The 13,271-nt window shown below is 61.0% G+C and carries 9 protein-coding genes; all 9 read left to right on the top strand.

All coding sequences use genetic code 11. The annotated features are described in order from the left end of the window. The first annotated feature begins 133 nt into the window (after positions 1–133). The 9 genes from J3P93_RS25500 to gltB all read left to right on the top strand — a co-directional run bounded on the left by J3P93_RS25500 (position 134) and on the right by gltB (position 13,175). Positions 134–1,198 (top strand): pilus assembly protein PilM, encoded by a 1,065-nt coding sequence (locus J3P93_RS25500; RefSeq protein WP_434593199.1) that lies wholly within the window; start codon positions 134–136, stop codon positions 1,196–1,198. Next, positions 1,198–1,764: a PilN domain-containing protein gene (locus J3P93_RS25495; RefSeq protein WP_434593196.1), complete on the top strand. Its 567-nt coding sequence runs from the start codon at positions 1,198–1,200 to the stop codon at positions 1,762–1,764. The genes J3P93_RS25500 and J3P93_RS25495 overlap by 1 nt, the downstream gene beginning before the upstream one ends. Then, positions 1,761–2,384, top strand: coding sequence for a type 4a pilus biogenesis protein PilO (gene pilO / locus J3P93_RS25490; protein WP_434593193.1), 624 nt, complete (start codon positions 1,761–1,763; stop codon positions 2,382–2,384). The genes J3P93_RS25495 and pilO overlap by 4 nt, the downstream gene beginning before the upstream one ends. Next, positions 2,381–2,908, top strand: coding sequence for a pilus assembly protein PilP (locus tag J3P93_RS25485; RefSeq protein WP_434593190.1), 528 nt, complete (start codon positions 2,381–2,383; stop codon positions 2,906–2,908). The genes pilO and J3P93_RS25485 overlap by 4 nt, the downstream gene beginning before the upstream one ends. 13 nt (positions 2,909–2,921) lie before the next feature. Next, positions 2,922–5,000 carry a type IV pilus secretin PilQ gene (pilQ, locus tag J3P93_RS25480; protein ID WP_434593188.1) on the top strand — a complete coding sequence of 693 codons (2,079 nt, stop codon included), beginning with the start codon at positions 2,922–2,924 and terminating at the stop codon, positions 4,998–5,000. Positions 5,001–5,004: 4 nt separating this feature from the next. After that, a complete protein-coding gene (gene aroK, locus J3P93_RS25475; RefSeq protein ID WP_090280433.1) occupies positions 5,005–5,523 on the top strand; it encodes a shikimate kinase AroK in 519 nt (172 codons plus the stop codon). A gap of 151 nt (positions 5,524–5,674) precedes the next feature. Then, positions 5,675–6,775 carry a 3-dehydroquinate synthase gene (aroB, locus tag J3P93_RS25470; RefSeq protein ID WP_394599348.1) on the top strand — a complete coding sequence of 367 codons (1,101 nt, stop codon included), beginning with the start codon at positions 5,675–5,677 and terminating at the stop codon, positions 6,773–6,775. A gap of 10 nt (positions 6,776–6,785) precedes the next feature. Next, positions 6,786–8,378, top strand: a complete 1,593-nt coding sequence (locus J3P93_RS25465; protein WP_434593184.1) for an AAA family ATPase — start codon at positions 6,786–6,788, stop codon at positions 8,376–8,378. A 351-nt stretch (positions 8,379–8,729) separates the two neighbouring features. After that, positions 8,730–13,175: a glutamate synthase large subunit gene (gene gltB / locus J3P93_RS25460; protein ID WP_434593182.1), complete on the top strand. Its 4,446-nt coding sequence runs from the start codon at positions 8,730–8,732 to the stop codon at positions 13,173–13,175. Positions 13,176–13,271 lie beyond the last annotated feature (96 nt).

Here is a 13,271-nt window from a genome sequence, read left to right as displayed (position 1 = left end):
CGGAAAAAAAACGCTGGGCATTATAAGCACTTTTCCGCAGGGGGCGTCATTTGCGCTTCTGTCAAGACGGGGTGAAGGAACGCAATGCGTATTACAGAGTCCGTAACTCACGGAAAGTCATAGGGAATTGGTAGTGCTGGGACTCTTCAATAAAAAAGCCAATACATTACTGGGGATCGACATCAGCTCCACATCAGTGAAGCTGCTGGAATTGAGCCGTCAGGGCGAGCGCTACCGGGTCGAGGCCTACGCCGTCGAACCCTTGCCGGTCAACGCGGTGGTCGAAAAGAACATCGCCGAACTCGAAGGCGTCGGCCAGGCCCTCAGTCGCGTGCTGAGCAAGGCGCGCACCGGGCTCAAGGGCGTGGCGGTGGCGGTGGCCGGCTCGGCGGTGATCACCAAGGTCATCGAGATGGACGCCGGGCTTTCCGACGACGAGCTGGAAAACCAACTGAAGATCGAGGCCGACCAGTACATTCCCTACCCGCTGGATGAGGTCGCCATCGACTTCGAAGTCCAGGGCGTGTCACCGCGCAATCCGGAGCGGGTCAACGTCCTGCTGGCGGCCTGTCGCAAGGAAAACGTCGAAGTGCGCGAGGCGGCGTTGGCCCTGGCCGGGCTGACGGCGCGCGTGGTGGACGTCGAGGCCTACGCGCTGGAACGCTCATACGCTTTGCTGGCGACGCAGTTGGCGGCTTCCCAGGAGCGCCTGACCGTGGCCGTGGTCGACATCGGCGCGACGATGACCACCCTCAGCGTCCTGCACAACGGCAAGATCATCTACACCCGCGAACAGCTGTTCGGCGGTCGGCAATTGACCGAAGAGATTCAGCGGCGTTACGGCCTGACTGTCGAGCAGGCCGGGCTGGCAAAAAAACAGGGCGGCCTGCCCGACGATTACGTCAGTGAAGTCCTGCAGCCGTTTCGCGAGGCGCTGGTGCAGCAGGTGTCACGCTCGTTGCAATTCTTCTTCGCGTCCGGGCAATACAACGCCGTCGATCACATTCTGCTGGCGGGCGGCACGGCCTCGGTGCCGGGGCTGGATCGCTTGATCGAACAACGCCTGAACACGCCAACGCAAGTGGCCAACCCGTTCGCCGACATGGCGCTGAGCAGCAAGGTCAACGCCGGCGCGCTGGCCAGCGATGCGCCGGCATTGATGATCGCCTGCGGGCTCGCGCTCAGGAGTTTCGACTGATGGCGCGGATCAACCTCTTACCCTGGCGCGAAGAGCGTCGCGAGGAGCGGCGCAAACGCTTTCTGCTGGTATTGACCGGCGTGCTCGTCGGTTCGGTCGGTGCGGTGCTGATTGCCGATCAGATCATCAGTGCCGCCATCGACCGGCAAGTGGCGCGCAATGACTACATCAGCAAGCAGATCGCCGTGGTCGACGAGCGGATCAAGCAGATCAGCGAACTCAAGGCACGCCGCCAGCAGCTGGTCGAGCGCATGCGCATCATCCAGGACTTGCAGGGCAACCGGCAGATCAGCGGGCGAATCTTCGATCAACTGGCGCGCACGCTGCCGGACGGCGTGTATTTCACCGAAGTGAAAATGACCGGCAAAGCCCTGTCGATCAGCGGCGCTGCGGAATCCAACAATCGCGTTTCCGACCTGATGCGCAACCTGGAAGCATCGGACTGGTTCGATGCGCCGAGCCTCAACGAAGTCAAAGCCACTACTGCCGGACAAGTCGATCAGGCCAACACCTTTGAGCTGACCGTGCGCCAGACCCGGCCCAAGACTGCCGAGGACGACCAATGAAGCCGTCCGAATGGCTGGAAAGCCTGCGCAGCGTCGATTTCAACGACCTCGATACCAGCAACATCGGTTCCTGGCCGGCGGCGGTGAAGTTCATTGCCGGCGCGCTATTGATGGTGCTGGTATTGGCGCTTGGCTATAACTTTTTTCTCAGTGACCTGGAGAATCAACACGACCTCAAGCGCGAGGAAGAGCTGACGCTCAAGGAACAGTTCGCCAGCAAGGCGCGGCTGTCGGCCAATCTCGAGCTGTACACCCAGCAGATGAAGGAGATGGAAAATACCTTCGGTGAGTTGCTGCGGCAGTTGCCCAGCGACACCGAAGTGCCGGGCCTGCTCGAAGACATCACCCGGACTGGCCTGGGCAGCGGCCTGGAATTCGAAGAGATCAAGTTGCTGCCGGAAGTCACCCAGCCGTTCTACATCGAGCTGCCGATCCAGATCACCGTCACCGGCGCGTATCACGATCTCGCCACATTCGTCAGTGGCGTAGCCGGATTGCCGCGCATCGTTACCCTGCATGATTTCGAACTGGCACCCGCCAACAAGGAAGGCGGGCCGAAGCTGCGCATGAGCATCCTCGCCAAGACTTATCGCTATAACGACAAGGGGCTGCAGAAATGACCCCGATTCGTTACATGGCCTGGGCGATGACACTGCTCGCATTGAGCGGGTGTGGCGGGGGGGATGACTTCGGTGATCTCGACGCCTACATGAATGAAGTGCGCCTGCGTCCGGCCGGCAAGATTGAACCAACGCCGACATTCCGGTCTTACCCGACATTCACTTACAGCGCGGCCAACCTGCGCAGTCCGTTTTCACCGCAGGTGCGGGTCGATCTGGCCGGGCGCAAACACGGCTCGCGCAACGTCAAGCCGGATCCCAATCGGGTCAAGCAATATCTGGAAGGTTTCAACATCGAGCAGTTCGAGATGGTCGGGACGATTGCCAATGCCTCGGGCTCGTTCGCGCTGCTGCGCGGGGCGGGCGGGGTGCATCGGTTGAAAGTCGGCGATTACCTGGGGCGCAACGACGGGCGCATCGTCGCCATCAGCGCGACACAGGTGGACGTGGTCGAAATCGTGCCCGACGGGCAGGGCGCCTGGCTCGAACGGCCGCGCACCATTCCTTTGAAAGAGCACTCATAGTGGAAGTCGAACAATGAACAGGATTTTCTCCACCCTCGGTTTTTCGCTATGGATAGCGCTGATGTCGCCGATGGTAAACGCGGCCAACCTGAAAGCGCTGGATGTCGCGGCGCTGCCGGGTGACCGCGTCGAACTGAAGCTGTCGTTCGACGGCCCGCCACCGGCGCCCAAGGGCTATACCACTGAATCGCCGGCGCGCATCGCGGTGGATCTGCCCGGTGTCGCCAGTCAGTTGAGCAACAAGAATCTCGATCTGGGCAGCGGCAATGCGCGTAGCGCCACGGTGGTCGAGGCCAAGGACCGCACGCGGCTGATCGTCAGCCTCACCCAGCTCGCGCCTTACACGACGCGCATCGACGGCAATACTCTGTTCGTGGTGGTCGGCCAGGGTGCACCGGCGCCTGCCTCGCGTCCCGCCGCGGTTGCGCCGCGTGTGAGCACGGCGGCTGCGCCAGCGGCCAAGCCATACGTACCGAAAACCCGCGGCATTCGTGGCGTCGATTTTCAGCGCGGCACCGAGGGCGAGGGCAACGTTGTCATCGATCTGTCTGACCCGACCATTGCCCCGGATATCCAGGAACACGACGGCAAAATCATTCTCAGCTTCGCCCGCACACAGCTGCCGGAAAAGCTGCGGGTGCGCCTCGATGTCAAGGATTTCGCCACCCCGGTGCAGTTCGTCAATGCCGCAGTGAGCGGTGATCGCACGCTGATCACCGTCGAGCCCAGCGGCACTTATGACTATTCGACCTTCCAGACCGACAACAAGCTGACCGTCAGCATCCGCCCAATGAGCGTCGACGACCTGCAAAAACGCAACGCCGACCGTCAGGCCTACATCGGCGAAAAGCTCTCGCTGAACTTTCAGGACATCGATGTGCGCTCGGTGCTGCAACTGATCGCCGACTTCACCAATCTCAATCTGGTTGCCAGCGATACGGTGCAGGGCGGCATCACCCTGCGCCTGCAAAACGTGCCGTGGGATCAGGCGCTGGATCTGGTGCTGAAAACCAAGGGGCTGGATAAGCGCAAGATCGGCAACGTGCTGCTGGTCGCGCCGGCCGATGAGATCGCTGCCCGCGAACGCCAGGAACTCGAGTCGCAGAAGCAGATTGCCGAGCTGGCGCCGCTGCGTCGTGAACTGTTGCAGGTGAATTATGCGAAGGCGGCGGACATTGCCAAGCTGTTCCAGTCGGTGACCAGCGCCGAAGCGAAAATCGATGAGCGCGGTTCGATCACCGTGGATGAGCGGACCAACAATATCATTGCCTACCAGACCCAGGATCGTCTCGACGAGCTGCGGCGAATCGTGGCACAACTGGATATTCCGGTGCGTCAGGTGATGATCGAGGCGCGCATCGTCGAGGCCAACGTCGATTACGACAAGAGTCTCGGTGTGCGCTGGGGTGGTTCAGTGCAGAACAAGGGCAACTGGAATGCGTCCGGGGTCAACGGTTCGTCGAGCACCATCGGTACGCCGGGCAGCACCAGCACCAACTCGCCGTTCGTCGACATGGGCACTGTCAACAATACTTCCGGAATTGGCATCGCCTTCATCACCGATAACGTTCTGCTCGATCTTGAGCTGACGGCGATGGAAAAGACCGGCAACGGCGAAATCGTCTCGCAACCGAAAGTGGTCACCTCCGACAAGGAAACCGCGAAAATCCTCAAGGGCACCGAGATTCCCTATCAGGAAGCCAGTTCCAGTGGCGCGACTTCGGTGTCGTTCAAGGAGGCCTCGCTGTCGCTGGAGGTCACGCCGCAGATCACGCCGGACAACCGCATCATCATGGAGGTCAAGGTCACCAAGGACGAACCGGATTACCTGAACAAAGTGCAGGATGTGCCGCCGATCAAGAAAAACGAGGTCAACGCCAAGGTGCTGGTCAATGATGGCGAAACCATCGTAATTGGCGGTGTTTTTTCAAATACTCAGAGCAAGGTTGTAGATAAGGTGCCATTTCTTGGCGATGTGCCGTATCTTGGCCGCCTTTTCCGGCGTGATGTGGTTTCGGAGAAAAAATCCGAGCTGCTGGTATTTCTCACTCCGCGTATCATGAATAACCAGGCGATTGCTGTGAGTCGTTGATTCTGTGCGAAATTTGATACTTGTAGGACCGATGGGTGCTGGTAAAAGCACCATCGGCCGATTGCTGGCCAAAGAGCTGCGCCTGCCGTTCAAGGATTCCGACAAGGAAATTGAGCTGCGCACGGGTGCCAATATCCCATGGATCTTCGACAAGGAAGGCGAGCCCGGCTTTCGCGACCGTGAGCAGGCGATGATCGCCGAGCTGTGCGCGTTCGACGGCGTGGTGCTGGCGACTGGCGGTGGCGCGGTGATGCGCGACGCCAATCGCAAGGCCCTGTTCGAGGGCGGGCGGGTGGTGTACCTGCACGCGTCCGTCGAACAGCAGGTCGGCCGCACCTCGCGCGACCGCAACCGGCCGTTGCTGCGCACCGCCGATCCGGCGAAAACCCTGCGTGACCTCTTGGCGATCCGCGATCCGCTTTATCGGGAAATTGCCGATCTGGTGGTGGAAACCGACGAGCGGCCGCCGCGCATGGTGGTGCTCGATATTCTCGACCGTCTGGCCCAGCTTCCGCCCCGTTAAAGCCGCGCACGAAATGCGCTATCCTCGGCGTCCTGTCACAGCCTGCCGAGGTGTGGCGGATGACCGGCAAGCGGCGTCACACCCGCGACAGGCCGCAGATAACCAATAATTCAGGGCAGGACGCCTGCTTCCATCTTCACTGTGGGGACACATGCAGACACTCAAGGTCGACCTGGGCGAGCGCAGCTACCCGATTCATATTGGCGAAGGTCTGCTGGACCAGCCCGAACTGCTGGCGCCCCACATCCACGGGCGGCAAGTGGCAATCATCTCCAATGAGACCGTTGCGCCGCTCTATCTCGAACGTCTGACCCGCAGCCTGGCGCAGTACTCGGTGATTTCCGTGGTGCTGCCGGACGGCGAAGCGTTCAAGAACTGGGAAACCCTGCAGTTGATCTTCGACGGTCTGCTGACCGCTCGGCATGACCGCCGCACCACCGTCATCGCTCTGGGCGGCGGTGTGATCGGCGACATGGCCGGTTTCGCCGCTGCCTGCTACCAGCGCGGCGTCGATTTCATCCAGATTCCGACGACCTTGTTGTCCCAGGTCGATTCGTCGGTGGGCGGCAAGACCGGCATCAACCATCCGCTGGGCAAGAACATGGTCGGCGCGTTCTATCAGCCGAACGTGGTGCTGATCGATACCGCGTCGCTGAAAACCTTGCCCGAGCGCGAACTCTCCGCCGGTCTGGCCGAGGTCATCAAATACGGTTTGATCTGCGATGAGCCGTTCCTGACCTGGCTCGAAGACAACGTCGACGCCCTGCGCGCGCTGGATCAGACAGCCCTGACGTATGCGATCGAGCGTTCCTGCGCGGCCAAGGCTGCGGTGGTCGGCGCCGATGAAAAGGAAACCGGCGTGCGCGCCACGCTCAACCTCGGCCATACCTTCGGGCACGCCATCGAGACCCATATGGGCTATGGTGTCTGGCTACATGGTGAAGCGGTCGCGGCTGGCACGGTGATGGCGCTGGAGATGTCCGCGCGTCTTGGCTGGATCAGCGAGCAGGAGCGCGATCGCGGCATTCGTCTGTTCCAGCGCGCCGGTCTGCCGGTGATTCCGCCTGAAGAAATGCGCGAAGCCGATTTTCTGCAACACATGGCAATCGACAAAAAAGTGATCGACGGTCGTCTGCGCCTGGTGCTGCTGCGCCGGATGGGCGAAGCGGTCGTGACCGACGATTATCCGAAAGAGGTTCTACAGGCCACGCTGGGAGCGGATTACCGCGCCCTGGCTCAGCTTAAAGGTTAATAAGATTCCGATGACTAGTTTGCATGCCGACGAGGCGTTTCTCGGCCATTTCCAGTTAAGTCACGACCCGTTCGCGCCGCGGGTGCCAGGCTTCAAATTTTTCCCGGCCCAGCGCAAACCGGTGCTCGGTCAACTGCATCATCTGGCGCGCTACAGTCAGTTGCTGCTGGTGGTCACCGGCCCGCAGGGCAGCGGCAAGACCTTGTTGCGTCAGGCGCTGGTCGCCAGCACCAACAAGCAGTCGGTGCAGAGCGTGGTGGTTTCCGCCCGTGGCGCCGGCGATGCTGCCGGTGTGCTGCGCCAGGTCGCGCAGGCGCTGGATGTCGCCCAGGCTGAGGTCGGTGCGATTCTCGAACAGGTCGTCCAGCTCGCCCTGACCGGTCAGGAAGTCTATCTGCTGGTGGACGATGCCGAGCAACTCGACGAATCCGCCCTCGAAGCGCTGATGGCGCTGGGTGCCGGCACGCCGGAGGGGCGTCCGCATGTGTTCCTGTTCGGCGAGTCGTCGTTGATCGCTCAGCTTGAGGCGTTGCAGCTTGAAGAAGAGCGTTTCCACGTCATCGAACTGCAGCCGTACACCGAAGAAGAGACCCGTGAATATCTCGACCAGCGGCTCGAAGGCGCGGGCCGGGGTGTCGAACTTTTCACTGCGGATCAGATCTCTGATATTCACGAAAGCTCCGAGGGTTGGCCGGGCAACATCAACCAGGTCGCTCGCGATGCTCTGATCGAAGTCATGATTGCCAGCCGCTCCGCGGTGAAGCGTCCAAGTATGGGGTTCAACATGCCGAAGAAACACGTATTGGCGATTTCCGCCGTCGTGGTGGTCGCGGTCGCCGCCGCCTGGCTGATGCCGGGTCGCAACAAGGCGCCAACTACCGGCGCGCCAGCCAATGAACAGGCGCAGTTGCCTCTGGGTCAGGCCCCCGCCAATGGCGCGGCACCCAACGTCGAATTCGCCGGCAACACCCAGCCGATGCCGCTGCCGTTGGTCGGCAACTCACAACCGGTCATGCGTGGGCCGTTGGCCGAAGAGGCCGGTGGCATCACTGAAGGTGACGATGGCGTGCCGCTGGAAGGCTCCAGTGATACCCCGCCGACCGTGACCACTTCCGCGCCGCCAGCCGGCGTGCCGGCCGGTCCTGCGCCGACTCCGGTGCCGTTGCCAGCCGCCAAGCCGACGCCAGCCCCGACGCAAGTCGCCACCGCCAAGCCTGCTCCGGCCGCACCAGCCGCCAAACCGGCGCCAGCACCGGCCAAACCGGTCGCTGCGGCGAAACCGGCCGAGAAGCCAGTGACCGTTGCCAAGGCCGCCGGTGGCAGCTGGTACGCCGGTCAGCCGACCGGCAACTACGTGGTGCAGATCCTCGGCACCAGCTCGGAAACCGCCGCGCAGAACTTCGTCAAGGAGCAGGGCGGCGAGTACCGTTATTTCAAGAAAGTCCTCAACGGCAAGCCGCTGTATGTGATCACCTATGGCAATTTTGCCAATCGTGATGCGGCCGTTTCTGCCATCAAGGCCTTGCCAGCGAAGGTTCAGGCTGGTAAACCTTGGCCTCGCACTGTCGCCAGCGTCCAACAGGAACTGGCAACAACTCGCTGAAGATTCGGCGGCCTTACCCAGGCCGCCTCTCCCGGCACCTCAAAATCTCCATAAGTGCGCGCTTTCTGAAAAGGATGCGTGCCTTGTGGTGTCTGCGTCACAGTAGTCTTTGAGTCGTTGCAGTCATAATTTAAAAAAGTTTTGACTAGCACAGCAGATCGCTTTAAACCCTTCACAAATGCGACATGAATTTGCGACAGTTCGTCGTCAAATTTGTGAGCCTCTGTGTCGCTGTGTACAATGACCACCCTTTTGCCCCCGCGAAGCCGGCGTACGTTCGGCGCGGAACGCAAGTGGTTGAATTGAAAAGAAATTTGCCTCGAATAGAGGCAGCCTGGTGAGAAAGTGTCTATGAAAGCAGGTCTGTACCAACCAGATGAATTCAAGGATAACTGCGGTTTCGGCCTGATAGCCCATATGCAGGGCGAGCCCAGTCATACCCTTTTGCAAACGGCCATCGAGGCCCTGACCTGCATGACCCACCGCGGTGGGATTAATGCCGACGGCAAGACCGGTGACGGTTGCGGTCTGCTGATTCAAAAGCCTGATGCGTTCCTGCGAGCCATCGCCCAGGAAACCTTCAGCGTCGAGTTGCCCAAGCAATATGCTGTGGGCATGGTCTTCTTCAACCAGGATCCGGCCAAGGCCGAAGCCGCTCGCGAGAACATGAACCGCGAGATCCTCGCTGAAGGCCTGCAACTGATCGGCTGGCGCAAAGTGCCAATCGACACCAGCGTCCTCGGCCGTCTGGCCCTTGAGCGCCTGCCGCAGATCGAGCAGGTCTACATCGGCGGCGAAGGCCTGAGCGATCAGGACATGGCGGTCAAGCTGTTCAGCGCCCGTCGCCGTTCGTCGGTGGCCAACGCCGTCGACAGCGACCACTACATCTGCAGCTTTTCGCACAAGACCATCATCTATAAAGGCCTGATGATGCCGGCCGATCTGGCCGCGTTCTATCCAGACCTGAGTGACGAGCGCCTGCAAACCGCGATCTGCGTGTTCCACCAGCGCTTTTCCACCAACACCCTGCCGAAATGGCCGCTGGCGCAGCCGTTCCGCTTCCTCGCGCACAACGGCGAGATCAACACCATCACCGGTAACCGCAACTGGGCACAGGCCCGTCGGACCAAGTTCAGCAACGATCTGATGGATCTGGAAGAGCTCGGCCCGCTGGTCAACCGTGTCGGTTCCGACTCCTCGAGCATGGACAACATGCTCGAACTGATGGTCACCGGTGGCATCGACCTGTTCCGTGGCGTGCGGATGATCATTCCGCCAGCGTGGCAGAACGTCGAAACCATGGACCCGGATCTGCGTGCGTTCTACGAGTACAACTCGATGCACATGGAGCCGTGGGACGGCCCGGCCGGTGTCGTGATGACCGACGGTCGCTACGCGGTGTGCCTGCTCGACCGTAACGGTCTGCGTCCGGCGCGCTGGGTTACCACCAAAAACGGTTTCATTACTCTCGCCTCGGAAATCGGCGTGTGGAACTACCAGCCTGAAGACGTGCTCGCCAAGGGCCGCGTCGGTCCGGGCCAGATCTTCGCCGTGGACACCGAGACCGGGCAGATCCTCGACACCGATGCGATCGATAACCGTCTGAAATCCCGTCATCCGTACAAGCAATGGCTGCGCAAGAATGCCTTGCGCATTCAGGCGACCATGGAAGACAACGACCACGGTTCGGCGTTCTACGACGTCGATCAGCTCAAGCAGTACATGAAGATGTATCAGGTCACGTTCGAAGAGCGCGATCAGGTACTGCGTCCGCTCGGCGAGCAAGGCTACGAAGCCGTTGGTTCGATGGGCGACGACACGCCAATGGCCGTGCTGTCCCAGCGTGTGCGTACGCCGTACGACTATTTCCGTCAGCAGTTCGCGCAGGTGACCAACCCGCCGATCGACCCGCTGCGTGAAGCGATCGTGATGTCGCTGGAAATCTGCCTCGGCGCCGAGCGCAACATTTTCCAGGAATCGCCTGAACACGCCTCGCGGGTGATCCTCAGCTCGCCGGTCATTTCCCCGGCCAAGTGGCGTTCGTTGATGAACCTCGACCGTCCGGGTTTCGAACGGGCGATCATTGACCTCAACTACGACGAAAGCCTCGGCCTTGAAGCGGCGATCCGCAACGTTGCCGATCAGGCTGAAGAAGCCGTGCGCGCCGGTCGTACCCAGATCGTCCTGAGCGACCGTCATATTGCCCCGGGCAAACTGCCGATCCACGCCTCCCTGGCGACCGGCGCGGTACACCACCGCCTGACTGAAAAAGGCCTGCGTTGCGATTCCAACATCCTGGTTGAAACCGCGACCGCACGTGACCCGCATCACTTCGCCGTACTGATCGGTTTCGGCGCCTCGGCGGTGTATCCGTTCCTGGCTTACGAAGTGCTGGGCGACCTGATCCGTACCGGTGAAGTGCTGGGCGACCTCTACGAGGTGTTCAAGAACTACCGCAAAGGCATCACTAAAGGCCTGCTGAAGATCCTGTCGAAGATGGGCATTTCGACCATCGCTTCGTACCGCGGTGCGCAGCTGTTCGAAGCCATCGGCCTGTCCGAAGAAGTCTGCGAGCTGAGCTTCCGTGGCGTGCCGAGCCGGATCAAGGGGGCGCGTTTCGTCGACATCGAAGCCGAGCAGAAAGCGCTGGCCGTCGAAGCCTGGAGTCCGCGCAAGCCGATCCAGCAGGGCGGTCTGTTGAAGTTTGTCCACGGTGGCGAATATCACGCCTACAACCCGGACGTGGTCAACACCCTGCAAGCCGCCGTGCAGCAGGGCGACTACGCCAAGTTCAAGGAATACACCTCGCTGGTCGACAACCGTCCGGTGTCGATGATCCGCGACCTGTTCAAGGTCAAGACCCTCGATACGCCGCTGGTCCTCAGTGAAATCGAGCCGCTGGAATCGGTGCTCAAGCGCTTCGACTCCGCCGGTATCTCGCTGGGCGCCTTGTCGCCGGAAGCTCACGAAGCTTTGGCCGAAGCCATGAACCGCCTCGGTGCGCGTTCCAACTCCGGCGAAGGCGGTGAAGACCCGGCGCGTTACGGCACCATCAAGAGCTCGAAAATCAAGCAGGTCGCCACTGGCCGTTTCGGCGTGACCCCGGAATACCTGGTCAACGCCGAAGTGCTGCAGATCAAGGTGGCCCAGGGCGCCAAGCCGGGCGAGGGTGGGCAACTGCCGGGCGGCAAGGTCAACGGGCTGATCGCCAAGCTGCGTTATGCAGTGCCGGGCGTGACTCTGATTTCGCCGCCGCCGCACCACGACATCTATTCGATCGAAGACTTGTCGCAGCTGATTTTCGACCTCAAGCAGGTCAACCCGCAGGCGCTGGTTTCGGTAAAACTCGTAGCAGAAGCGGGCGTCGGCACCATTGCTGCCGGTGTGGCCAAGGCCTATGCGGACTTGATCACCATCTCCGGCTACGACGGTGGCACCGGTGCTTCGCCGCTGACCTCGATCAAATACGCCGGGGCACCATGGGAACTCGGCCTCGCCGAAACCCACCAGACCCTGCGCGGCAACGACCTGCGCGGCAAGGTCCGGGTGCAGACCGACGGCGGCCTGAAAACCGGTCTCGACGTGATCAAGGCAGCCATTCTCGGCGCTGAAAGCTTTGGCTTCGGCACCGCGCCAATGATCGCGCTGGGCTGCAAATACCTGCGTATCTGCCACCTGAACAACTGCGCCACCGGCGTCGCCACTCAGAACGAGAAGCTGCGCAAGGACCACTACATCGGTACCGTCGACATGGTGGTGAATTTCTTCACCTACGTCGCCGAAGAAACCCGCGAGTGGCTGGCCAAGCTTGGCGTGCGTTCGCTGGAAGAGCTGATCGGTCGTACCGATCTGCTGGAAATCCTTGAAGGCCAGACCGCCAAGCAAAACCACCTGGACCTGACGCCGCTGTTGGGCAGCGATCACATCCCGGCGGACAAACCTCAGTTCTGCGGCGTTGAGCGCAACCCACCATTCGACCAAGGCCTGCTGGCCGAGAAAATGGTCGAAATGGCTTCGGCAGCGATCAACGACCTCAGCGGTGCTGAATTCGATCTGGATATCTGCAACTGCGATCGTTCGATCGGCGCGCGGATCTCCGGCGAGATCGCCCGCAAGCACGGCAACCAGGGTATGGCGAAAGCGCCGATCACCTTCCGTTTCAAAGGCACGGCCGGTCAGAGCTTCGGCGTGTGGAACGCTGGCGGTCTGAACATGTACCTCGAAGGCGATGCCAACGACTACGTCGGCAAAGGCATGACCGGTGGCAAGCTGACCATCGTGCCGCCGAAGGGCAGCGTCTATAAGACTCAGGAAAGCGCCATCATCGGCAACACCTGCCTGTACGGCGCCACGGGTGGCAAGCTGTTCGCCGCTGGCACCGCAGGCGAGCGTTTTGCCGTGCGTAACTCCGGTGCCCATGCGGTTGTGGAAGGCACCGGCGATCACTGCTGCGAGTACATGACCGGTGGTTTCGTCTGCGTGCTGGGCAAGACCGGTTACAACTTCGGCTCAGGCATGACCGGTGGTTTCGCCTACGTGCTCGATCAGGACAACACCTTCGTTGACCGGGTCAACCACGAACTGGTGGAAATCCAGCGGATCAGCGGCGAGGCGATGGAAGCCTATCGCAGCCACCTGCAAAACGTGCTGAACGAGTACGTCGCGGAAACCGACAGCGAGTGGGGTCGTGAACTCGCCGAGAACCTCGATGACTATCTGCGTCGTTTCTGGCTGGTCAAGCCTAAGGCGGCGAGTCTGAAATCTCTGCTCTCCAGTACTCGTGCGAGTCCGCAATAACGACGCAGCTGCAAGTCACTAGCTTCAAGCGACAAGCTGAAGCTAGTGCGCGTTGTACCGGACTAATGTGATTTTCTTGCAGCTTGAAGCTAGTAG

The sequence above is a fragment of the Pseudomonas sp. R3-57 genome (assembly GCF_051132065.1).
In the GTDB taxonomy this organism is placed as follows: Bacteria; Pseudomonadota; Gammaproteobacteria; order Pseudomonadales; family Pseudomonadaceae; genus Aquipseudomonas.
Note: the sequence above shows the minus strand (reverse complement) of the source record. Positions and strands in the feature narration are given on the sequence as shown.

Excerpts from the sequence above, each read along its gene's own strand:
- J3P93_RS25495 (WP_434593196.1), top strand. The coding sequence starts at position 1,198 with ATGGCGCGGATCAACCTCTTACCCTGGCGCGAAGAGCGTCGCGAGGAG.
- pilO (WP_434593193.1), top strand. The coding sequence starts at position 1,761 with ATGAAGCCGTCCGAATGGCTGGAAAGCCTGCGCAGCGTCGATTTCAAC.
- J3P93_RS25485 (WP_434593190.1), top strand. The coding sequence starts at position 2,381 with ATGACCCCGATTCGTTACATGGCCTGGGCGATGACACTGCTCGCATTG.
- pilQ (WP_434593188.1), top strand. The coding sequence starts at position 2,922 with ATGAACAGGATTTTCTCCACCCTCGGTTTTTCGCTATGGATAGCGCTG.
- aroB (WP_394599348.1), top strand. The coding sequence starts at position 5,675 with ATGCAGACACTCAAGGTCGACCTGGGCGAGCGCAGCTACCCGATTCAT.
- J3P93_RS25465 (WP_434593184.1), top strand. The coding sequence starts at position 6,786 with ATGACTAGTTTGCATGCCGACGAGGCGTTTCTCGGCCATTTCCAGTTA.
- gltB (WP_434593182.1), top strand. The coding sequence starts at position 8,730 with ATGAAAGCAGGTCTGTACCAACCAGATGAATTCAAGGATAACTGCGGT.